The organism is Paraburkholderia caffeinilytica, from assembly GCF_003368325.1.
Taxonomy (GTDB): Bacteria; Pseudomonadota; Gammaproteobacteria; order Burkholderiales; family Burkholderiaceae; genus Paraburkholderia; species Paraburkholderia caffeinilytica.
This window is the reverse complement of the sequence record NZ_CP031466.1, coordinates 2868360-2890700: the sequence shown is the minus strand read 5'-3', so window position 1 is coordinate 2890700 and position 22341 is coordinate 2868360. Positions and strand designations below refer to the sequence as shown.

Genomic DNA, 22341 nt, shown 5'->3' with positions numbered 1-22341 from the left:
AACGCCATGCCGATCTATGAATATGCCTGCGATGCATGCGGGACGTTCGACGCCATTCGCCCGGTTTCCCGGCGTGATGAGCCAACGCCGTGCCCGGGGTGCAGCCTGCCGTCGCCGCGTATCGTCAGCGGTTCGACGGTGCTGCTGGCACAGCGCGGCGGGAACATGCAGACGGAAGAAGGGGGTTATGGCTTCAGGCATCGAGGTGGGTGTGGTTGTTGTCATTAGAAATCCGACCCGGCTGCGCAAGCGATCGTTGCACCTTGGAAGCTGCCGTTGAAGTCCTATCGGGTTGAAGGGCGGAAGTGGGGCTCGCTCCGGATTTCGTTCAGCACCATCACGAGGCTAGAAAATTCTGCAGGAAAAACAGTTCGCTACGACGTGCCACCGATACCGAAATCGCTGCGCTCACCAGCAAGGAAACGCGTCTAAGGTCAGATAACAGCGTTGCTGGCGGCGGCCGTGCGGCCGCGCAGCCAGTTAATGCTCGCGAAAAGCAGCACTGCGAACACGATCAGCATTGTCGCCACGGCGAGGATTGACGGGTCGATCGAGTCGCGAATACCGCTCCACATCTGCCGAGGCACGGTTGTCTGATCCGGGCCACCGATGAACAGAATGACGATGACTTCGTCGAACGAGGTCGCGAAAGCGAAGACGCTGCCGGTTGCGACCGCCGGCGTGATGAGCGGCAAGGTCACGCGCCTGAATGTGACCCAAGGCGTCGCGCCGAGCCCGGAAGCGGCGCGCAGCAGACTCTGATCGAACGAAAGCAGTGATGCGGTCACGGTGATCACGACGAATGGCGTGCCGAGCGCCGCATGCGCCAGCACCACGCCGGGATACGAGTTCACAAGACCGAGCGGCGCGAAGATCAGATAGAAGCCCGCCGCGACGACGACAATTGGCACGATCATCGGCGAAATGATGATCGGCATGATCAGCGAGCGCAACGGAAACTGCGCGCGCGAAATGCCTAGCGCGGCGAGCGTGCCGAGACACGTGGCGATCAACGTCGACGCCGCGCCGATGCCGATGCTGTTCAGGAGCGATCGTTGCCAGCCCGCGCTCGTGAGCGCCTGCTCATACCAGCGCAGCGAAAAGCCCTGTAACGGGTAGGAGAAGTACGAGCCCGAATTGAACGAGAGTGGGATGATCGCGAGAATCGGCGCAATCAGGAAGAACAGTACAAGCGCTGTATGCAGCCGCACCCAGCGCGCGGCGACGCGTTCCGTCAGCACCGTGTTGCGTTGATCTTGCATATCGTTCCTTCGTCGTGTTCGCGTATTTCAACCGAGGCTCAACCGAGTCTCAACCAGGTCTCAACCGAAGCGCAAGCGATCGATGCCGACAATGCGGTTGAACAGGAAATAGAAGATCGCCGTGAAGATCACGAGATAGGCTGAGAGCGCACCGGCGAGGCCCCAGTTGAGTTGCGTGTTGGTCTGGATCGCGATGAGCTGACTGATCATCTCGTCGCCTGCGCCGCCAAGCAGCGCGGGCGTGATGTAGTAGCCGAGCGCGAGCACGAACACGAGGAGGCAGCCTGCCCCCACGCCCGGCAGCGTCTGCGGCATGTAGATCCGCACGAATGCGGTGAACGGGTGCGCCCCGAGCGATTGCGCGGCCCGCACGTACACGGGCGATATGCTCTTCATCACCGAGTAGATCGCGAGAATCATGTACGGCAGGAGCACATGTGTCATGCCGATGAGCACGCCCGCGCGGTTGAAGATGAGCGGCAGTGGATGTGTGGTGAGACCGATCCCCATCAGCAGGCTATTGATGACGCCACCCGGCTGCAGCAAAACGTACCACGCGGTTGTGCGCACGAGCACCGAGGTCCAGAACGGTACGATCACAAAGAGCATCAGGCGGTTGCTGTTTTTTGCGGGCAGGTTCGCGAGCAGCCATGCGACCGGATAGCCGAGTATGAGGCACAGCAGCGTGACCGTCGCGCTGATTGAAATCGTGCGCACGAACGCTTGCCGATAGATCGAAGCGTTGTCCGGCACGAACGCGACTGAACCTTGCGGTGTCACTTGCGCATCGACGGCTGCGAGCAGATAGTCAGGCGTCGGCGACGTGGCGGCGCGCTTCAGCAAGCGCCAGATCTCCGGCGAATTCCAGCGTTCGTCGAGTTCGACGAGTGCCGGTTTCCACGCAGGCGGCGCATCGGCGGGCAACTGGTGCGCGGTGCGCATCAACAGGCTACGGAACTCGGCCTGATCGAAGTTCAGCCGCCGTGCGACAGTGCCGAGCTGTCCGCTTTGCTGCGCCTCTTTGAGCCCCGCAGCGAGCAGGGTGAACATGCGCTCGTCCGGCACGCCCTGCCCATCCCATGCATCGAGTGCGCGCGTGAGCGTGGGCATGCTGTTCGGCACTTCGTGGTTTTCCACGCTGCGCGCGAGCAGGAGCGCGATCGGCGCGATAAACGTCGAAAGCAGAAACACGATCAGCGGCAGTGCGAGCAAAAGCGCCTGCACCGACGCACGGCGGCGCGCCTTTTGAAACGACGCGCGGCCGTCGGCTCTCGTCGGAGAGCCCGGGGCCGTGGCTCGGGCCGAAGCGGGCATGTGGGTAGTCACGTTGGGCTCTCGTTGGACGATGGTGTTACTGCGTCAGCCACACCTGGAAGCGTTTATTGATCTGGTCCGCGTTGTCGGCCCAGAAGTTCGCGTTGATCTGCAAGGCGCGCTTGAAGTTCTCGGGTGCGGTGGGCAGATCGGCGAGGCGTTGCTTGTCGACCAGCGCGATGGCGTCCTTGCGCGGCGGCGCATAGGCGATGTACTTCGACAAATCCGCATACGCCTTCGGCTGCGAAGCGGAGACGATGAATTTCGCGGCGGCGTCGGCGTGCTTCGCGCCCGTCGGAACGCCCCACCAGTCGAAGTCGTAAACCTGCGCGTCCCAGACGGTCTTGAAGGGCTTGTTGTCCTTCTTCGCGGCGTCGGAAATGCGGCCGTTGTAGGCCTGCGTCATCACGACCGCGCCGTCTGCGAGCAACTGCGGCGCCTGGGCACCCGACTCCCACCACACGATGTTCTGCTTGATCGTGTCGAGCTTCTTGAACGCGCGATCCACGCCGGCGGGCGTAGCGAGCACCTTGTAGACATCTTTCGGATCGACGCCGTCCGCAATCAACGCCCATTCCATCGTTACCTTCGGCGATTTGCGCAGGCCGCGCTTACCGGGGAATTTCTGCAGATCGAAAAAGTCGTTGACGGTGGTCGGAGCGGTCTTCAGCTTGCTCGTGTCGTACGCATAGACCGTGGACCAGACCATGCTCGCCACCGCGCAATCGCTGATCGTGCCGTGGATGAAGTCGCTCGTCTTGCCGAGCGTCTTCTTGTCGAACTTCTGCAGCAGGCCTTCGTCGCAAGCGGTGATCGCATCGTTCGTTTCGAGGTCGATCAGGTCCCACGTGGTGTTCTTCGCCTGCTCCATCGCGGAGAGTTTTGCGAGGCCGCCATCATATGATTCGGTCGAAAAACCAATGCCGGTGGCTTGCGTGAACGGTTCGAAATAGGCTTTCTTGGCCGCTGCTTCATATGCACCGCCGAAGGTCACGACGGAGAGCGTCTCCGCTGCCTGGGTGGTCACGGTAACGAATGCGAGTGCGGCGAGTGCGGCGCTTTGTGCTTTGATGAGAGTGCGCATGTCAGTTGGCTCCTGCTGGTGCGGTCGTGATGATGGAAGGTGAGAGCGGTGTGGATGCGGGAATCACGGGCGCGCTGCGTGGCGCGCTCGTCGCGAGAATCTTGCAGTCGTCGTGGCGCCATGCGATCTCGATCGCGCTGCCGGGCGAAGGCAGCGCATGGCGCTGCGTATTGGGCACTTTCACGACGAAGGAATCGCGTGAACCAAGCGCGAGGTGCACGCGATGATGATCGCCGCAATACACCAGCTCCTCGACGCGTGCGCGCACCACGTTGCTGTGTTCGTCGACGTGCACGCCTTCTGCGCTTGGGATATGCGCGCGTTCGGGGCGCAGCGCGAGCATCGCTTCGTCGCCCGCGCGCAGGCCCGGTTCGCTACGGCCGCGAATGACACTGCCGTCCGAGAGTGCGAGTGTCGCCCAGTCCTCGCTCGCATTGACGACGCGCCCGGTCAGCCCGTTGTTTTCGCCGACGAAGTTTGCGACGAAGGCGTTCTGTGCGTTCTCGTAGAGTTCGCTGGGTGTGGCGGCTTGCTGGATGCGGCCATCGGAGAACACGGCGACGCGATCCGACATGGTCAGCGCTTCGGCCTGATCGTGCGTTACGTAGACGATCGTGAGCGACAGCTCGCGATGCAGGCGCATGATTTCGTATTGCATGGTTTCGCGCAGGCGCTTGTCGAGCGCACCGAGCGGCTCGTCCATCAGCACGACGCTCGGCTCGAACACGAGCGCGCGCGCGAGCGCCACGCGCTGCTGCTGTCCGCCGGAGAGCTGCGCGGGACGCCGGTTCGCCAGATGCGGCAGTTCGATCATCTCGAGCGCGCGCTTCACGCGCGTCTTCTGCTCAGCGCGGCTTACGCGCCGCACGGAGAGCGGAAACGCGACATTCTCCGCAATCGTCAGATGCGGAAAAAGGGCGTAGTTCTGAAACACCATGCCGATGTCGCGCTGATGCGGAGGCTTGTCGTCGAGCCGCCGCCCGTCGAGGCGTATCTCACCGCGCGTGGGCGATTCGAATCCCGCAAGCATCATGAGCGTCGTCGTCTTGCCCGAACCGGACGGACCCAGCAGCGACAGGAATTCTCCCTTGCGCACGTCGAGGTTCAAGTCATCGACGACGTATTGCGCGCCGTCATACGACTTGCTCACGCCCGAGAACGAAATGAAGGAAGGGTTTGACATCGTGATCGCGTCCTGTCGATGGTGCGTCTTGATCAATGCGTTTTCTCGAGCTGCATCGCGGCGATTTTGCTGGCGATGTAGCGTGCGAAGTCATAGTTGGGGCGTTCGAGATGACTCAAGTGACCGGGCTTCGCGAGCGGCGCGTGCACGCCGCGAAACACGGCTTCCACGCCGCGCTTGTCTTCCGCGTTCACGTCATCGAGCAGTTTCTTCAACGTCGTCATGTGCGCGTTGGCCTCGGTATCGGCGACGAACTCCGGTGCAAGCCCGCCGCCGAAGCGGATATGCACGCGATCCACGCCTTGAGGCTGCAGCACGAGATACCAGAAGTAACCCGGCGTGAGCGTGACAAGATGCGTCGGGTAGATCGCGAGCAGCGCCGTGGTCTTGCGCCAATGTCCCGTGAGGCGCGTATTGTCCGGATGCGCGTTGCCGATGGGCAAGGACGCTTCCTTCGTGATCCAGTGGTAGTTAAAAGCGGGATAGCCCGGCGGGCATTCCATTTCCTCGAGCCGCGAATGCGGTCCTACCGTCGCGCGATGCAGCATGGGCAGGTGATAGCTTTCCATGAAGTTTTCCGCGAGGATCTTCCAGTTCGTGTCCCACACGTGCTCTTCATAGAAGGTTTCGATGTAGTCCGACATGCCGTATGCACCGATGAGCTCGCTCAGTTTGGCGAGCTGCGCGTGAATGGGCGGTGCGTTTTCGTCGAGTGTTACGTAGATCCAGCCTTGCCATTCTTCGCAGCGCACGGCGGGCAGCTTGTAGCTTTCCTTGCAGAAACCCTCTTGCCGATCCATGAGCGGCGCGCCTCGCAGTGCGCCGTCCAGCGAATAGTTCCAGGCGTGATAGGGGCAGACGATGCGGCGCACGTTGCCGCGTCCTTCAAGCAGCACCGACATGCGATGCAGGCACACGTTCGACATCGCCTTGACCTGCATCTGTTCGTCGCGCAATACGACGATCGGTTGCGCTCCAAGTCGCGCAGTCATGTAATCGCCGGGCACTTTGAGCGCGCTGGCGCGGCCGACGCATTGCCATTCGCGCTCGAAGATAGCGCGCTCTTCCAGCGTGAGGAATTCGGGCGACGTATAGACACCGGGCGGCATCGCATGCGCATCGCTGAATGACCGTTCGCAACCCGTCTGCAGTTCGTCGACAAGCGCTTGCACTGCGATCATCCTTGCCGGGTTGGCCATGGTGTCCCCCTTGATTCGTCACGGTGAGAGCGCGGCGACGCGAGGCTTTGCTACGTAGCGCTCAACATGGACACCAATCTATCAAGCCAATTTGCAAGCCAAAATATTGTTTTTAGATACAAAGCAAAGCTTTTGCCTATGCAGTGCACGCAGGCTTGAAGCAGACGACCGCGCCGTCCCGATCATGCGTCGATATGCAGGCGCCGAATATAGGTTTCGCAGAACGATGCGAAGCGATGCACGACCTGGCGCGGCTTCATCGTGCGCGATTGTGCGATGCCGAGCATCGTGGCGTTGACGTCGTCTTTGAAACGCTTAATGACGAACTCTTCGCCATCCACGGTGCGATTCGATTTGAGCGGAAAGTTCAGGAGGCTATAGCCGAGACCGTTGGCCACCATGCCGCGCACGACTTCCGGCTGCGACGAGCGGAACGCGGGCACGGGACGGCTGCCCACCGCATCGAAGAGAGCGGCGAAATACTCGCGGCTGTGCGGCAGGTCAAGCATCACATAAGGCTCGGGCAAGAGGTCTGCGAGCGATACCTTGCGCGCGCGTGCCAGACGATGCGTGCGCGGCAGGATCGCATACGGCGGCAGCGAGAGCAGCGGCGTGAAGGCGATTTCCTCTGTCAAATCGAGGCTGTAGGTGAGGGCAATGTCGAGCGAGCCGTCGTGCAGGCCGCGCAAAAGGCCATCCTGATGCGCCTCGACAGTGCGAAACGAGATACCCGCGTGCTCGCCCGTGAATCGGCTGATCAGCCCCGGCATGAGCGGCGGCGCAAGCGAGACGAGGCAGCCGAGCGTGATGACGCCCGTCATGCCGCCGTCCATTTCCTTCGCCGTCGTCTGCAATTCCTCCGCGATCTTCAACAGATTGCGCGCTTGCCCGAGCAGATCCCGGCCGGCTTGCGTGAGCGAGAGACCGCTCGCGTGATGCCGTATGAAGAGTTGCACACCGAACGACACTTCAAGGTCCGCGAGCGCCGTCGAGATCGACGGCTGCGAGATGTGCAGACGCTTCGCGGCCGCGGTGAAGGACAGGACTTCCGCGGTGATCACGAAATAGCGCAACTGGCGCAACGAGTAGCGCAACGGATGACTCTCCATCGACAACGCTCCGTGTTCAAGGTCTTCAATGGGCGGCATTGTGAAGCGATCAAAAAGGCTTGCATAGGTAAATCCGATGCCATGCATTTTTTAAATATATTTTTCGGATTCTGGACGGACGCGTAGATTCTCACGAAAGACGAACGGACCAGGCGGCGGCGCGCTGCCGGAAAGCGCTACCGGGTTCGCCACGATCGCGAGTGCTCGAAGGCCGTGACACCGTGATCGAATCGAAACATTCCGCCTTTTCAGAAGGACGCAGCTATGACAGTGGAAACAACGTCAATCGACACGCTCGTAGTCGGCGCCGGTCAGGCTGGCGTCGCTATGAGTGAACATTTGAGCAAGCTTGGCGTGCCGCATCTTGTGCTGGAACGTGCTCGAATCGCCGAGCGCTGGCGCACGGGACGCTGGGATTCGCTGGTTGCCAATGGTCCCGCGTGGCACGATCGTTTCCCCAATCTCGAGTTCGCCGACTTTGACCCCGACGCCTTCGCGTCGAAGGAGCAGGTCGCGGACTATTTCGTCGCTTATGCGAAGAAGTTTGAAGCGCCGATCCGCACCGGCGTGGAAGTGAAGAAGGTCGTGCGCAATGCGGGGCGCCAGGGCTTCACCGTCGAAACATCGGAGGGCACGATCGAAGCCAATCGCGTGGTGGTCGCGACCGGACCTTTCCAGCGTCCCGTCATTCCACCAATCGCGCCGCAAGATTCGAGTCTTACGCAGCTTCATTCCGCCGACTATCGCAATCCAGGCCAATTGCCCGAAGGGGGCGTGTTGGTGGTGGGGGCTGGGTCGTCAGGTGTGCAAATCGCGGACGAGTTGCAACGTGCGGGCAAGCGCGTCTATCTGTCGGTCGGCGCGCACGATCGTCCGCCGCGCGCCTATCGCGGTCGCGACTTCTGCTGGTGGCTCGGCGTGCTCGGCGAATGGGATGCAGAGGTCATGAAGCCCGGCAGGGAGCACGTCACCATTGCGGTGAGCGGTTCGCGTGGCGGCCATACGGTGGACTTCCGCCGTCTCGCGAATCAGGGCATCACGCTCGTGGGCCTCACTAAATCGTTCGATGACGACGTGGTCACCTTCGAGGCCGATCTCGCGGAGAACATCGCGCGCGGCGACGAAAACTATCTGTCGCTGCTGGACGCGGCCGACGCGTACGCCGGGCGTAACGGTCTCGATCTTCCCGAAGAGCCTGAAGCCCGCGTCATTCCTGCGGATCCGGAATGCGTGACGCACCCGTTGCACGATCTCGATCTGGCGAAAGCCGGCGTGACATCGATTGTCTGGGCGACAGGATATGCAGTCGATTTCAGTTGGCTGAACGTCAACGCCTTCGACGAAAAGGGCAAGCCGAAACATCAGCGCGGCGTATCGAAGGAGCCCGGCATCTATTTTCTCGGTCTGCCCTGGCTATCGCGCCGAGGCTCCGCATTCATCTGGGGCGTGTGGCACGACGCGAAGCACATTGCCGATCACATCGTCACGCAGCGTAAATATCTGGCTTATTACGATGACTCGCAACAGCAGGCTCAGAGCTGCCGCGAGGAACGCGTTGAAAGCGTTGAAAACACCTCCGCCGATTCACGCATCCACAAAGTCAGCGAGATGGGCGTGAATTGACGCGTATGCCTCTTTAATCCGCGATCCATTTCTTCCTACATGAAGGTGCATTGATGAGCCAACCTACGCATACCCGTATCCGCGTGTTCAACACGAAGGATACGTATCCGAACCAGACGCTCGACAACGATCTTTGTCAGGCCGTGCGGGCCGGCAACACGGTCTATGTACGCGGCCAGGTGGGCACGGATTTCGAAGGCCGCCTGATCGGCATCGGCGATCCGAGCGCCCAGGCGGAGCAGGCGATGAAGAACGTCAAGCAGTTGCTCGAAGAAGCGGGCAGCGACCTGTCTCACATCGTTAAGACCACGACGTTCCTGACGGACGTCCGCTACCGCGAGCCGGTCTATCAGGAAGTCGGCAAGTGGTTGAAGGGCGTGTTTCCGATTTCGACCGGCCTGGTGGTGGTCGCGTTGGGTCAGCCGCAGTGGTTGATGGAAATCGACGTTGTCGCGGTCATTCCGGATGGATGGACGCCGCCGTTGGCCTAAGGAGCGGGACATGACATTTTCTATTGTCGGATGTTGTCCTGAATCCGGGCAGCTTGGAATCGCGATCAGTTCGTCCAGCATCGCGGTGGGCGCTCGATGCCCATGGTTGCGCGCAGGCGTGGGCGCGGTGGCGACGCAGAACGTCACGCTGCCCGCGCTTGGCCCGCAGATTCTCGATCTTCTGGCGAGCGGGCAATTCGATCCCGTTGCCGCATTGGACCGTGTGCTCGGCGCGAGCGAGTGGAGCGAGTATCGCCAGGTGACGGTGATCGATGCCCGGGGGCGCACGGCGTTCTTCAGCGGCAAGGAAGCGCTCGGCACGTATCACGCTGTCGCCGGCAAGCAGTGCGTTGCCGCAGGCAACATGCTGGCCGGCGTCGAAGTGATCGAGTCAATGCTCCCGGCGTTCGAGCAGACATCCGGCACGCTTGCCGATCGTCTGCTCGCGGCCATGCATGCTGCGATAACTGCCGGTGGTGAAGCGGGCCCCGTGCATTCGGCGGCGCTCAAGATCGTGGGCGACGTGAGTTGGCCGATCGTCGATTTGCGGGTCGATTGGATTGATGACGACCCCATCGGCCAGCTCGACGGTCTATGGCAGGCGTATCGGCCGCAGATGCAGGACTACTTGACCCGCGCGTTGAATCCGACCGCCGCGCCCAGCTACGGCGTGCCTGGCAATGAATGACAGGTCCAGCCGTGCGCTGCTCGAACGGCTGATCGGCTTCGCCACGGTCAGCCGGGACTCCAATCTGGACATGATCGAATTCATTCGGCTTTACCTGGAGGAACTCGGTGTCGGGAGCGAGCTGTTCTACAACACCGAGCGCACCAAGGCGAATCTGTTTGCGACCATCGGTCCGCGTGAGCGCGGCGGCATCGTGCTGTCCGGCCACACCGACGTGGTGCCCGTCGATGGCCAGGCGTGGACCGTCGATCCGTTCCGTCTCACCGAACGCAACGGGAGGCTGTATGGCCGCGGCACGGCCGACATGAAGGGCTTCATCGCTTCGGCGCTGGCGGCGGTGCCTGGGTTTCTCGAGCGCGAGCTGAAGCAGCCGGTGCACCTTGCTTTTTCGTACGACGAGGAAGTCGGATGCCTCGGCGTGCGCCCGATGCTCGCGGAACTGGAGCGGCGTGAGCACAAGCCGGCTCTGTGCCTGATCGGCGAGCCGACCGGGCTTAAGCCGGTGCTGGGCCACAAGGGCAAGCTGGCGATGCGCTGTCAGGTTAAAGGCGCGCCTTGCCATTCGGCCTATGCGCCGTATGGCGTCAACGCCATTCAATATGCGGCGCGGATGATCGGCCGTCTGGAAGAGATTGGCGAGGAGTTGGCGCAGCCCGAGCATCACGACGAGCGATTCGATCCGCCGTTCTCGACCGTGCAGACGGGCGTGATCAAAGGCGGCCGTGCGCTCAACATCGTGCCGGCCGAATGCGAATTCGACTTCGAAGTGCGCGCGCTGCCTGGCTTCGACGCAAACCAGGTAGCCGACGAGTTACTGACCTACGCCGAGGCTGAACTGCTGCCGAAGATGCGCGCAGTGCAGTCCGGCACCGACATCCGCCTTCAGCCGCTCTCCGCCTATCCGGGATTGGCCACATCGCCCGACAGCGAAGCGGCGCGTCTTTTGGCGCTGCTTAGCGGCTCCATTGAGTTCGGCACGGTCGCATTCGGTACCGAGGGTGGGCTTTTCGATCGGGCGGGCATTCCAACGGTGGTCTGTGGACCCGGCAGCATGGACCAAGGGCATAAGCCGGACGAGTTCGTCACCGTCGAGCAATTGCGCAATTGCGATGCGATGCTGGCTCGCCTGGGAGATTACATTTCGGCCGCGACCTGATCGCCGGTTAGGGCGCGACCTTGTCGATTTCCTCGTAAACGCGATTGAGCCAGACCTTGACCCGTTGGCGCTCAAGCATGCCAAGACCGGTGCTCGCGCGATCCGGGTGATGTGCCGCGGCCCAGAAGCTCGAATTCTTCTGGTCGATTTTCTGCATCGTCGTGTCGGGAAGATGGCGCAGCGAAACAACGTTCGCACCAAGCGCTTCGGCGCGCTGACGTTGGCCTGAGGTTTCCAGCAATTCGAAGCGCTCGCCCCGGATTTCGTTCAGCACGATCACGAGGCGCAACTTGCCACCGAACTGATCGAGCCATTGTCGCAGCAGGTCGACTGAATCGCGGCCCGCGTCCATGACGTGCCACCACGTGAGTGCAATGCCGTTTTCCCGCGCAATACCGAGCACGTCGGAGTCGTCGAACCACTTCGAGACCGGTTGCTGGGTCTGCGCCGCGAGGTCGACCAGGATGCGGCGCTCGGGCTGTTCGAGCGCATGCTCGATAACCGGGTCGAGACTGTCGTGGTCGTCGAGCGTGGCTGGCGCGGCGAAATCGGCGTAGTAGCGCAGCAGCGCTCCGTGCGAGCGGTCAGTGTCAAAGCCAAGAAACGGCAAATTGCGGTCGATGAAGTACTGCGCCAGAACGCGGGCGACGAGCGATTTTCCCACCCCGCCTTTTTCCCCGCCAATAAAATGCACGAAGCTCATGTGCTCGGTTCCTTGTTGTCCTAGTGGATCTGCGATGCAAGCGCGCGGCGCGGCCTGCACATAGGCTATCCGGGCAAAATTCGCGGAGGCGGTTTTTTTGCCCGGCCTGGGCGCAGTACGCGCCGAACGGGCCACCATGCATCATGCCAGAGGACTATGACGGGATGATCAAATCGACAACGTCGCGTAGACGCCCGCTTGATCTCGACGATTTCACATTTCTCGGTCGCGAGGGAGATTCCGGGCTAGCGTTTGGACTGACCGGGGCTTTCTGGCGGTTTGCTGGACATTGGGTCTCCCGAAGCCTTCAAGGCGACGGTCAGAATGGACGTCTGGCAGCTCGTCATGAGTTTCAACGTGGATGCCAATGCATCGGGCGCATCTGTACTGAGCACGGAGACTCGGGTGTTTTGCCCAACCGCTGCAGTTCGTCGTCGATTTGCTTCCTATTGGTACATCATCCGTCCTGTCAGTGGGTTAATTCGGCAGCGTATGCTTGCCAGGGTTCGGCGACAGGCGGAAAGTCTTGACAAACAACGATGAGAGTCGTCTGCGGAAGCCAGTGAAGGGCCGTGAAGGCCATTCATATTTTCGGAGTGAATGGGCGTGTTAAAAAATACGAAAACTTGCATCCTCGTACTAGACATTGATGGAACGCTAACTGATTCTGTAGCAATGCATCAGGAAGCGTTCGTGCAGGCTCTGCGGATGTTGGATATTCCCCAGTTGGATACGAACTGGGATAGTTATCAGCAGCACACCGACACGGGGATCTTGGCTGAGGCAGTCGCCCGCGCTGATCTGCCGAAAAAATCCCCGCAACAGGTTTCAGCCTTCGAGGCAGATCTAACGGAGCGATTCCTTCGCTCGTTAAGGTCCAACGCTCTGCGAGAAATAAGAGGGGCGCGTAAATTGACCGAATACGCCGTCCAATCAAAGTGGGGCGTCGTGTATGCCACTGGCGGCGTGCGAGGGGTCAGTCGAGCAAAGCTCGAAGCGGTGGGCATTCCGTATTCGGAAGAAACCTTAATCACATCGTCAGAATACGAGAATCGCACGGAGCTAGTGGCGTCTGCGATCCAACGCGCCAAAGAGGTATACCGTGTCTCCGAGCCGATTCGCATTTTGTCGTTGGGCGACGGTCGGTGGGACCTGGAGGTTGCAACAGCGCTCAACATTGATTTCTTGGGTATCGGAGCAGGGACCCGTTCTGCCGCTTTCCTGGCTAATAGCGGTGCAGAAGTGCTCCCCGATCTCAGCGCTGCCTGCGATCGACTAGAACGGTACAACCCATAGCCCTGGCGAGAGTAGCCGCTAGCTAAACTACGATTTCCCGGCAAGTGGTGCGGCGGACGCTGAATGACCTAAGCTGCACTAACGCGGCCACCCGGAAGTTCCTCTGACCATGAAAGGAGAGGCCTCATGCCGAGCTTTGTGCGAGTGCGACCGGCTATGCTTATCGACTCTGTCTGGCGCATAGCGCTTCGCCTCGGGTTCCGCTTCGCTCGCGCCTGGTGGCACCTTCGACGGCCTCGCCATGAGGGCGCGCTAGTAGCAATCTACGTCGGGCGGGCGTTGTTGCTTGTGAAGTCATCGTACCGGGCCGAATGGAATTTTCCCGGCGGCAGTGTCCGGCCCGGTGAGACGCCGGACTCAGCGGCGCAGCGCGAAATGGAGGAGGAGATTGGTCTGTCGTCGCACACATTGCTTCCTGCGGGCAGCGCGTGCGGCATTTGGGACGGGCGAAGAGACCGGGTGCATTTCTTTGAACTGCACCTCGATTGCATACCCGAGCTGCGGCTTGATAATCGTGAGATTGTCGCAGCGCATCTGGCATCGCCCGAGGAATTGCACGGCATCGCGCTGACTGGGGCGGTCACCGCTTATCTTGGCAGAGATCTCCGCTGTTAGTTGGCTTTTCCCTGCAGATTTGCTGTCCACATTACGTTACGTTAGACGTCTAAACGGAGGCAAACGATGACACGAGTTCGCGTTAACGGCTTCACCATCTCGCTCGACGGATACGGAGCAGGTCCGAATCAGGACATCGACAATCCGCTCGGCGTTGGCGGGACGGAACTGCACCAGTGGCTTGTCCCAACCCGCACGTTCCAGCGGGCCTTGTTCGGCAAGGACGGCGGTACGACCGGGGTTGACGATGATTTCGCCGCCCGTGGCTTTCAGAATGTTGGGGCATGGATTCTTGGGAGAAACATGTTCGGACCCATTCGTGGGGACTGGCCGGACACCAACTGGAAAGGCTGGTGGGGAGACAACCCACCGTATCACGTTCCAGTCTTCATCTTGACCCATCATGCCCGTCCCCCCATCGAGATGGAAGGCGGCACGACGTTCCACTTCATAACAGGAGGCATTCGCGAGGCGCTCGACCGTGCACGCGAGGCCGCTGCCGGAATGGACGTGCGAATCGGCGGTGGGCCGGACACAATCCGGCAGTATCTTCGTGAGGGACTTATTGATGAATTGCACGTGGCGATCTCGCCGGTCCTGCTCGGCCGGGGAGAATCGCTGTTCGAAGGGGTTGATTTGCGGGCGCTGGGATACGAATGCGTTGAATTCGTAGCGTCGGAGAAGGCGACGCATGTTGTTCTACGGCGCCGCAGCACAGTTGCAGCCATGTGAACGGGGCCGGCGTCGAATAACACTTAACGAACTGAGCCGGCTGTCGTTCGGCTCAGTTTGGCCGGGAAGCGACGTTCGGCTAACACGCTCGATACTTGAAGGCGTAGCCGACCTGATGAACCGATTGGGCGGCGCGTGACGCCAATAGGGCGCCAGATTAGCAAGTGACGTGTAGGCGAAATTGATTGATTGGTATCGATTGATCAATGATGAACGGGGGATCTTCCTGTGAAGAACATATTCGTTTGGTCTACAGCAATAATAGTATTGAACGTTGCCATCCTGTCGAAAATAACGATCGGTATTGATTTTGTTGTTTTCTGGAAGGGGGCGGTTGCGGCACTTCAACATGGCCCCGATGCGGTTTTCAACCAGGATCTAAACTTATTGAGGGCGCGTGCGTTAGAGCCATCAACCGACTTTATGGAATTGCGTGGGCCCTGGTTATATCCGCCTCCTTTTCTGTTGTTCATAATCCCATTCGGTTTGCTGACATTTAAACACGCACTGGTATTGTTTACATGTATTGGCGTTGCTGTTTATGTGTATTCGTTGCGGCAGGTTTTGCGTCCATTGAGTTGGACGACGATCAGCCCCTTCCTTGCATTTCCGGGGGTGGCTCTTGCCATTTGGTATGGACAGAATTCGTTGTTGACGATGGCATGTGCAGCTCTTGGCTTGGCGTTGTTGCCATCACGGCCGATCGTGGCAGGGCTATTCATAGCATTGGTTAGTGTAAAGCCCCAGTTTGGCGTGCTGTTTCCCATTGTTCTTATTTGCGATCGTCAGTGGAAGGCATTCTTTTCCGCTGCCATAGGAACTATTGTACTGTGGTCAGTTAGCACCTTCGTTCTTGGTTTTAATACTTTTACTGAGTTTATTAAGACAACGATTGCATTTAGAGTGCTGTGGATCGAGAACTTTCCACCGATTTGGCATGGTATGCCAACATTCTACGGGCTAGTACGATTGCTAGGTGGCTCAGCCACCCTGGCTTACACAATTCAGGGGATATTGGCGGCATCAATAGTTATCGTTGTTTCTGCGATGTGGCGGTCCTCCGAAATTAGATATGAATTGAAATGCGTGGTGGCGAGTTGCGGCGTGATCGCAATACAACCCTACATCGTCTACTATGACATTGCCTGGCTCGCATTGCCAATTGCTTTTATGTTTAAAGATATGTGCCTTAACGGTTCAAGTAAATTGGAGCGTGCGGCGTTGTTTTTTATATGGTTGAGCCCCGTTCAGGCTGTGTTTGCGGTTGTATACCCCCCACTGTTGCATTGGACGCCAATAGTATTGCTCGGCATGATCTGGATGAGTGTTAGTAGAGCAAGATCCACGAAAACAGAAGAGAAGATTTATGACGTCGCTGGTTAAATCGATACCTGACACCGGCACGGAGTGGTTTGGCGAAACGTAAGGGCGCGTTGCTAATCTTCGCTCTTCCCCCATCAAGACAGCTCAACGGAGAAATAAGCGATGACCTCAAAAAACGTCCGCCGAGCAACCGCGGATGACGTTCCGGTGCTTACACAGATCCGGAACGATGCGCACGCAAAGAAGGTGTCGCACAACGACTATGCGTGGGGCAAGGAGGGAGACGGATTTTCTGCAAGATGGGTATTGAACAATGTCTCGCAAAAAGAAGTCTACGTCGTCGAGCAGGATGGCATGTCCGTCGGAACGTTTTCGCTCGACCTGGGCGAGGATAATCACTGGGGACCTCAAGACCCGATCGCCGGCTATGTGCATGGGCTTTCTGTGCGAAAAGGCTTTAACGGATGTGGACTCGGCGGCTTCATGCTTGATTGGTGCGCTAGCAAGGTGCGCGGTTTGAACCGGCGTTTTGTTCGACTCGACTGCGCCGTCCACAACGCGAGGCTATGCGCTTACTACGAGTCGCTTGGCTTTATCCGGGCGGGACTGTTCCAGGAGCCAGAACCCGGCGGCTATGTCTGGGCACTGTACGAGAAATCGGCTGACTAACTTTTAATCGGAACTCCGATAGGCTTTTCGCACTTGCCTAACCAAACGGCCGACGCATAGTGGGAGTCGTTGCCGGTGTACGGACCAGTGATTGCTTTGGAGCCCATCGAGAGGCCGTTCCGGGTCGCGTGCTACGCGTGGTGCGCTCGAACCACTGCACGCTGTAGCCTTCACCGACGCATCGCTCGTCATGTCGAGTTGCCGCGGGACGACCCACGAATCTTCAAACGTCGGCAGTATCTTCGGGTCGCGGGCGGGGACGCCTTTCTCCAACAGGCGCTCGGTCGCGACACTGCCAGTGGCGCCACCAACGAGGATGGAGGTGTTCATCGATGGCGCCTCCCGCACTTACTTGCCCTGAAGCAGAAGACCCAGCGGCGCGAGCGGGCCGACGTGCATGAACTCGTACTGTGCGTGGCCACCGGACGTGAGCGGCAGGGCGTCTAGCGCCGCCTTCGCTTCTCCGATCGACCCGACATCCATCAGGAAGATGACGCCGGGCTTATCCTGTCGGAACCAGAACTGCTCGATCTTGCCGTCGAGATAGAGCTTGAGCGTGGCCGGCACCTCGACCGGAAAGATCTGCGCCCTCTCCTCATCGGAGAGCGGCTTGACGATAGACGCAACGGCTAAAACTTTCATGAGTGCACTCCTTGTGCAATGTGTGTTCCGGGATGAAGGGTCTGAGCATCGGCTCTGCGCCAGAGAAATCGCGCTGTCGCAAATGACAAATTGACTGTCATTCGCGCCACAGATCCGATGAAAAAAGTGTAGTCTTTCGACTATCGGAACGGTACAGTCGCAAACGACAACTTTAGGGCCATTCACGCCATGAGAATTTTGATACTCGCGCTCGACGGTGTTTTCGATACCGGGCTGACCGTGCTGCTTGACGCGCTGGGGCTCGCAAACAGATTTGCAGCTGCGCAGATGGGGGGAACGCTCTCTTTCGAGGTGTCGATCGTTGGCGTGAGAAAGAAGGTCAGGTCCGGGCAAGGACTTGCTATCCCCGTACAGGCGATAGCGCCGGATTCGAAGCCGGACTGGGTGATCGTTCCTGCGCTCAATACCGGAAGTCCGGAGACGTTAGTGCCGGCACTTGGACGGCGGGATGTGAGTCAGGCGATGGAACAGCTGCGGAAATGGCACGCGGACGGAGCGCATATTGCGGCTTCCTGCATCGGGACATTCCTCCTCGCGGAAGCGGGGCTTCTGGATCAGGGAGACGCCACGACCACCTGGTGGCTCGCTCCGCTATTTCGGCAGCGGTACCCGGATGTTCGGCTCGACGAGACCCGGATGCTCGTGCCGTCGGGCAGAATCGTTACGGCCGGAGCCGCCATGGGCCATCTCGATCTCGCCCTCTGGCTAGTGCGCAAGGCCAGCCCGGAGGTGGCCGCCGTCGTTTCGCGCTATCTGCTCGCCGACTTTCGTTCTTCGCAAGCGCCCTACATCATCCCCAACCATCTGGCGCAGGCAGACCCTGTCATTCAGCGCTTCGAGCGGTGGGCGCGGGACCATCTCAAGGAAGGTTTCTCGCTAGAGGCTGCAGCCGGCGCGCTGGCTACGAGCCCTCGGACGTTGCAGCGGCGTTGCCAGGCCGTGCTCGGGAAATCGCCCCTTTCCTACTTCCAGGACCTGCGTGTCGAACGTGCGCGATCTCTTGTCCACGGCAGCGACCTTGACCTTGATGCCATCGCAGTCGAGGTCGGTTACGTCGACGGGGCGACGTTGGGAACGCTCTTGCGTGATCGCTTGGGCCGGGGAGTGCGCGAGCTTCGCGCAGAGCTCCGCTAACGGCGGTCGCTTCGTGGAGTTCAGCGCGCAGTAACGATGCTCGACGTGACACCATGTAACCCGTGGCACGCGGCAGGATCGTGCAGTAGCCGACGAGCGTTGCTATGACGCGAATAACCGCTCGCGGTCTGCCGGGTTGCCACAACGGGCCGCGTGCCGCCAACCGCCGACAGGCAAAATGCAGCCAGTTGCAGAGCTTCGATGTATCGACCAGAATTGACGACAATGTTCACCAGGAACGATTGCGGATCGTGCTCCGTCGTCGAAGACGCAGCTGAATCTAAAAGGAAACATGAGACGACTGTTCGTCGCTGCGCTTGCAGCCACCTCTTTCTGGACTTGCGCTCATGCGCAGAGCAACACGTCCGGCCCGCTCGTCACCCCCTCGGGCGCATTGCAATTCGTGCGCGTCGACCACGATTTTTCGGCGATGCTCGACAAGGAAATCTTCGACCGGTTTGATGCGCGCACACTCACGCATTTCGATGACGTGAGCAACGAAAATGACCGTGTTGACCGCATGCTTGTTCAGACCGATGCCGGCCCGGTGCTGTACGACTTTCGCCGCCGCCCTCCGCTTGTGCAGCGCTGTGGCGAGCGCATGACGGTCAAGCGCGTGTTCTGGCAAGGCGATGAGGTCGTGATGCAAGGCTCGCAAGGCTGGTTCCGATTCAAGCACGGCGTGCTGACGAAGCTGCAGTCGTCGATGACGACGTACCACTGATCACGCGTCACGCATGCGCCCCCAATGCGCCTGTCGGCTCTCCGCCAGTTGAATAAAGCCAGCGTTGAGGCCCAGGCTTGCGTGGATCGGGATCGGTCAGCTTCGTTATGTTAGGATCGGCTAACTTCTGCGCATCGTTACTGGGTCACATCGCCGATACCGAGGGTGATCATCATGCCCATCAATTATCTTCGTGGTTTCACGAAACCCGAGCGTACCGACGTCACGAATCGCCGCCTGGGGCGGTCGCTCGCATTCGTTGCCGGGGCAGCCAACGCGGGTGGATTCCTTGCCGTAGGACAGTACACGTCACACATGTCCGGGATTGTCTCGTCACTTGCCGATAACCTCGCACTTGGCGATACCGATGTGGTCGTGGCGGGATTGAGTTCCTTACTCTCGTTCCTTGTCGGAGCGGCCACGTCGGCGATCCTGATCAACTGGGGACGCCGCAAGCAGTTGCACAGCCAATACGCGATACCGTTGACGCTCGAGGCATCGCTGCTTCTCCTCTTCGGTTTTCTCGGCTCGAATCTGGAAACACACCGTGTGCTGTTCGTGCCCGCTACCGTCTGCCTTCTTTGTTACGTGATGGGATTGCAGAACGCCATGATCACAAAGATTTCAAAAGCGGAGATTCGGACGACACATGTCACCGGTCTCGTGACCGATATCGGCATCGAACTCGGCAAGCTGTTTTATTGGAATGTCGGAGACGCAGCTGGCAATCTGGTTCGCGGAGATCGGCAGAAACTCGGACTTCTCGGATCGTTGCTGATCTCGTTCCTGGTGGGCGGGCTTGCTGGCGCGGTGGGCTTTCGACACCTGGGGTTCGTGTCGACCGTTCCTCTTGCCATCGTCCTTCTGACTCTCGCCGTTGTCCCGATACTCGACGATATGCTCGCTTATCGCAGGTAGCTGAAACGCTACGCTGCAAAGTCTGATAAGCGTCTGCTTTTGCGTGCAAAGCAGACTCAGCTTTGCATTCAATGATCGGCTGAGTTGGGTCGCGTGCTGCCTTCCTCGATTCACTTGAACTCGCCAGGGAGAAACTCATCCCCCACTGAATCGACTTTGTTGCTTCGCTCGCCGACTACCTGTCAGATCAAGTCCAGGCTAATACAGATCAACATCACCACCGCCGCAACCTACCCCTTGAACTCCATCGAAACGAAAATCTTCTTACACGGCTCAGCCACTTCCCACGTCCCCTTAAACCCGGCAGGAATCAAAAACCGATCCCCAGCCCGCACAGTCTTGCCGGTTCCATCCGCACCCCGAATCACGGACACGCCCTCAAGAATTTCGCAATACTCACTCTCGGTGAAGTTCACCGTCCATTGCCCGCAAGCGCCCTCCCAAACTCCAGCCGCGAGCTGCCCACACGGGCTGGAAAAATGCGTGTGAACGACCTGCGATGGATCGCCGGCAAGTACCGCTTCCGCCTTCGGCATGTACTCGACACTTTCCTTGGCAGGCTGCGAGAAATCTACGATATTCAGAATGCTGGTCATGGCTCGAATGCAAACAGAGTTAAAAATCAAAGCTTGAAAAAAGGGCGTAGCGCACACACCCACTGCATGCGCTACGCGCAAAAGGAGACTTACTAACAGCGGACTACATCAGAAAACCGACCTTAACTCCCCGACTTCAACTGCGCCCACAGCCGGTTTTCAAGTCGCATGATCGGCGCAGGCTGTGGCCGCATCAACGTCATTTTGTTCAGCACGGCCTCTGGCGGATACACGTTCACATCCTGCTCAATCGCCGGCGTCACGAACTGCCGCGCGGCCCGATTCGCAGTCGGATAGAAAACTTCGTTCGTAATCCCCGCGCTTACTTTCGGATCCTCGATGTAGTTCATCCACTTCATCGCCGCTTCCGGATGCGGGGCATCTTTCGGAATCACCATCACGTCCATCCAAAGAAGGCCTGCGTCCTTGATGTTCGAGAACCGCACCTCATACGAACGCTTTGCTTCGGACGCGCGTCGCCGTGCAATTCCCACATCGCCCGAATAACCTAACGCCACGCAGATATCGTTGTTCGCCAGATCGTTGATGTAGCCGGACGAATTGAACTGCGTGATGTACGGTCGCACTTTCTTCAGCACCTCATACGCGGCCTGGTAGTCGCCGGGATTGGTGCTGTTCGGGTCCTTGTGCATGTACTGAAGCACAGCCGGGAAAACATCTGCGGCCGCGTCGAGGAAAGACACGCCGCAGCTTTTCAGCTTCGAAAGATTTTGAGGATCGAACAGCAGCGACCAGCTATCGACAGGCGCATCGGCGCCAAGTGCTTTCTTCACGGCCTGAACGTTATAGCCCACGCCGTCGGTGCCCCACGCCCAAGGCACGCCATATTGATTGCCGGGGTCCGCATCGGCAATCAGCTTCATCAAACCCGGATCGAGGTTTGCCAGATTCGGCATCTTCGATTTGTCGATCTTCTGATACACGCCGGCTTCGATCTGGCGCGCCATGTAGCTCGATGTCGGCACAACGATGTCATACCCGGAACTGCCTGCCAGCAGCTTTGCCTGCAACGTGTCGTCGCTATCGTAGCTGTCGTATTTCACCGTGATGCCGGATTGTTTTTCGAAGCCGGAAATCGTGTCTTTGGCGATGTAGTCCGACCAGTTGTAGACGTTGATCGTCGTATCCGCTGCGCGCGCAGCGTTCATTGGCGTTAAAGCTGTCAGCGAGCACAGCATCGTGCCGGTGAGCGAGAGAAGCTTGGCATGACGGATCTTCATTCGACTATCTCCTTGGTTTCGATCTTCAGTTTTCACCGCTGCGCAGGCACTGATGCACGAGGGTGACGATCTGTACGTTCCTATGTCGCGCATAAATGCGCAGGGAAAGGGACGCTGCAGGACGTGACGCCACCCGCCGCCGCACAAGCGCACAGCAGAGCTAAATGGGACGCGGACAGGCGAGCGCTATAAGCCGCCCAACGCTAGCAAGACAACTTGCAAAACGCGGAGGGACAAACACATTGCAGACGTTCGACCGCTAAACAAAGCGGCTCGATCGCCTGCAACACGTGCTCGCGAAAAGCGAAAAGAGAAGGGGGCTAAGGCAGAAGCGACGCGATTTCGTCGGTACGCACCCCGATGGCGGCGGGTGCGGCAATGACGTTGTGCCGACGGACGGAGCGCCGCGACAACACGGTATCGATGGACAGGGGGCGGGATGGCGAAGCGCAGTTGCTCCCCTGATGAGCGATCGAACAGCCGGACAGGAACGTTCTTTCCCGACCAGGCTGATATCTCACCAATGGACCACGGACTTTCACGATGGAACCCGAAGCGACGTTGAGTAGAAGTCTTCGCTGATGCGGATCGACCGCACGGCGAGAACCACCAGACTGC

General features: G+C 59.4%; 23 protein-coding genes. 13 read left to right on the top strand and 10 right to left on the bottom strand.

Annotation, left to right across the window (positions count from 1 at the left end; translation table 11 throughout):
* Positions 1 to 6: 6 nt before the first annotated feature.
* The gene (locus tag DSC91_RS12815) at positions 7 to 228 is read left to right on the top strand and encodes a zinc ribbon domain-containing protein (RefSeq protein WP_115778664.1); all 222 of its coding nucleotides are present in this window, start codon (positions 7 to 9) and stop codon (positions 226 to 228) included.
* Between the two features lie 206 nt (positions 229 to 434).
* On the opposite strand, the gene DSC91_RS12810 is transcribed toward DSC91_RS12815, so the two are convergent.
* From DSC91_RS12810 to DSC91_RS12785, 6 genes are all read right to left on the bottom strand, one after another.
* Positions 435 to 1262, bottom strand: a complete 828-nt coding sequence (locus tag DSC91_RS12810; RefSeq protein WP_115778662.1) for an ABC transporter permease — start codon at positions 1260 to 1262, stop codon at positions 435 to 437.
* A gap of 60 nt (positions 1263 to 1322) precedes the next feature.
* Complete coding sequence (locus DSC91_RS12805) at positions 1323 to 2576, bottom strand: ABC transporter permease (RefSeq protein ID WP_115778659.1); 1254 nt, start codon at positions 2574 to 2576, stop codon at positions 1323 to 1325.
* 37 nt (positions 2577 to 2613) lie between these two features.
* Complete coding sequence (locus tag DSC91_RS12800; RefSeq protein WP_115778657.1) at positions 2614 to 3660, bottom strand: ABC transporter substrate-binding protein; 1047 nt, start codon at positions 3658 to 3660, stop codon at positions 2614 to 2616.
* Between the two features lies 1 nt (position 3661).
* The gene (locus DSC91_RS12795; protein WP_115779822.1) at positions 3662 to 4843 is read right to left on the bottom strand and encodes an ABC transporter ATP-binding protein; all 1182 of its coding nucleotides are present in this window, start codon (positions 4841 to 4843) and stop codon (positions 3662 to 3664) included.
* Between the two features lie 32 nt (positions 4844 to 4875).
* On the bottom strand, positions 4876 to 6042 hold the full coding sequence (locus DSC91_RS12790) for an SRPBCC family protein (RefSeq protein ID WP_115778655.1): 1167 nt from the start codon (positions 6040 to 6042) through the stop codon (positions 4876 to 4878).
* 182 nt (positions 6043 to 6224) lie between these two features.
* Positions 6225 to 7151 (bottom strand): LysR family transcriptional regulator, encoded by a 927-nt coding sequence (locus tag DSC91_RS12785; RefSeq protein WP_115778653.1) that lies wholly within the window; start codon positions 7149 to 7151, stop codon positions 6225 to 6227.
* A gap of 264 nt (positions 7152 to 7415) precedes the next feature.
* On the opposite strand from DSC91_RS12785, the gene DSC91_RS12780 reads away from it, so the two are divergent.
* Genes DSC91_RS12780 through argE form a run of 4 tightly spaced genes read left to right on the top strand, consistent with a single transcriptional unit; the run spans position 7416 to position 11109 of the window.
* Positions 7416 to 8774, top strand: a complete 1359-nt coding sequence (locus DSC91_RS12780; RefSeq protein WP_115778651.1) for a flavin-containing monooxygenase — start codon at positions 7416 to 7418, stop codon at positions 8772 to 8774.
* A 53-nt stretch (positions 8775 to 8827) separates the two neighbouring features.
* The gene (locus tag DSC91_RS12775) at positions 8828 to 9265 is read left to right on the top strand and encodes a RidA family protein (protein ID WP_115778650.1); all 438 of its coding nucleotides are present in this window, start codon (positions 8828 to 8830) and stop codon (positions 9263 to 9265) included.
* Between the two features lie 10 nt (positions 9266 to 9275).
* Positions 9276 to 9953, top strand: coding sequence for a DUF1028 domain-containing protein (locus DSC91_RS12770; RefSeq protein WP_115778648.1), 678 nt, complete (start codon positions 9276 to 9278; stop codon positions 9951 to 9953).
* Positions 9946 to 11109 (top strand): acetylornithine deacetylase, encoded by a 1164-nt coding sequence (gene argE, locus DSC91_RS12765; protein WP_115778646.1) that lies wholly within the window; start codon positions 9946 to 9948, stop codon positions 11107 to 11109. Before DSC91_RS12770 ends, argE begins: the two co-directional genes overlap by 8 nt.
* A 7-nt stretch (positions 11110 to 11116) precedes the next feature.
* Here argE and DSC91_RS12760 read toward each other — a convergent pair whose 3' ends face one another.
* Positions 11117 to 11812: a nucleotide-binding protein gene (locus DSC91_RS12760; protein WP_115778644.1), complete on the bottom strand. Its 696-nt coding sequence runs from the start codon at positions 11810 to 11812 to the stop codon at positions 11117 to 11119.
* Between the two features lie 600 nt (positions 11813 to 12412).
* Here DSC91_RS12760 and DSC91_RS12750 point away from each other — a divergent pair.
* The 5 genes from DSC91_RS12750 (at position 12413) to DSC91_RS12730 (ending at position 16447) form a co-directional block, all read left to right on the top strand.
* Positions 12413 to 13108 (top strand): HAD family hydrolase, encoded by a 696-nt coding sequence (locus tag DSC91_RS12750; protein ID WP_115778642.1) that lies wholly within the window; start codon positions 12413 to 12415, stop codon positions 13106 to 13108.
* Between the two features lie 126 nt (positions 13109 to 13234).
* Positions 13235 to 13723 (top strand): NUDIX domain-containing protein, encoded by a 489-nt coding sequence (locus DSC91_RS12745; protein WP_115778640.1) that lies wholly within the window; start codon positions 13235 to 13237, stop codon positions 13721 to 13723.
* 66 nt (positions 13724 to 13789) lie between these two features.
* A complete protein-coding gene (locus DSC91_RS12740; RefSeq protein ID WP_115778638.1) occupies positions 13790 to 14455 on the top strand; it encodes a dihydrofolate reductase family protein in 666 nt (221 codons plus the stop codon).
* A 228-nt stretch (positions 14456 to 14683) separates the two neighbouring features.
* Positions 14684 to 15838: a glycosyltransferase family 87 protein gene (locus DSC91_RS12735; protein WP_115778636.1), complete on the top strand. Its 1155-nt coding sequence runs from the start codon at positions 14684 to 14686 to the stop codon at positions 15836 to 15838.
* 102 nt (positions 15839 to 15940) lie between these two features.
* The gene (locus tag DSC91_RS12730) at positions 15941 to 16447 is read left to right on the top strand and encodes a GNAT family N-acetyltransferase (protein WP_115778634.1); all 507 of its coding nucleotides are present in this window, start codon (positions 15941 to 15943) and stop codon (positions 16445 to 16447) included.
* A gap of 348 nt (positions 16448 to 16795) precedes the next feature.
* Here the strand turns inward: DSC91_RS12730 and DSC91_RS12725 are convergent, their stop codons facing one another.
* Complete coding sequence (locus tag DSC91_RS12725; RefSeq protein WP_115778632.1) at positions 16796 to 17089, bottom strand: hypothetical protein; 294 nt, start codon at positions 17087 to 17089, stop codon at positions 16796 to 16798.
* Positions 17090 to 17278: 189 nt separating this feature from the next.
* Here DSC91_RS12725 and DSC91_RS12720 point away from each other — a divergent pair, with 189 nt between their 5' ends.
* The 3 genes from DSC91_RS12720 to DSC91_RS12710 all read left to right on the top strand — a co-directional run bounded on the left by DSC91_RS12720 (position 17279) and on the right by DSC91_RS12710 (position 19886).
* Positions 17279 to 18244, top strand: coding sequence for a GlxA family transcriptional regulator (locus tag DSC91_RS12720; protein WP_115778630.1), 966 nt, complete (start codon positions 17279 to 17281; stop codon positions 18242 to 18244).
* Positions 18245 to 18536: 292 nt separating this feature from the next.
* Positions 18537 to 18968, top strand: a complete 432-nt coding sequence (locus DSC91_RS12715) for a hypothetical protein (RefSeq protein WP_115778628.1) — start codon at positions 18537 to 18539, stop codon at positions 18966 to 18968.
* Between the two features lie 174 nt (positions 18969 to 19142).
* Positions 19143 to 19886, top strand: a complete 744-nt coding sequence (locus DSC91_RS12710) for a YoaK family protein (RefSeq protein WP_115778626.1) — start codon at positions 19143 to 19145, stop codon at positions 19884 to 19886.
* Between the two features lie 230 nt (positions 19887 to 20116).
* Here DSC91_RS12710 and DSC91_RS12705 read toward each other — a convergent pair whose 3' ends face one another.
* Together DSC91_RS12705 and DSC91_RS12700 are read right to left on the bottom strand one after the other, a co-directional pair.
* Positions 20117 to 20482, bottom strand: coding sequence for a cupin domain-containing protein (locus DSC91_RS12705; RefSeq protein WP_115778624.1), 366 nt, complete (start codon positions 20480 to 20482; stop codon positions 20117 to 20119).
* A 122-nt stretch (positions 20483 to 20604) separates the two neighbouring features.
* Positions 20605 to 21681, bottom strand: coding sequence for a polyamine ABC transporter substrate-binding protein (locus tag DSC91_RS12700; RefSeq protein ID WP_229758218.1), 1077 nt, complete (start codon positions 21679 to 21681; stop codon positions 20605 to 20607).
* Positions 21682 to 22341: the final 660 nt, after the last annotated feature.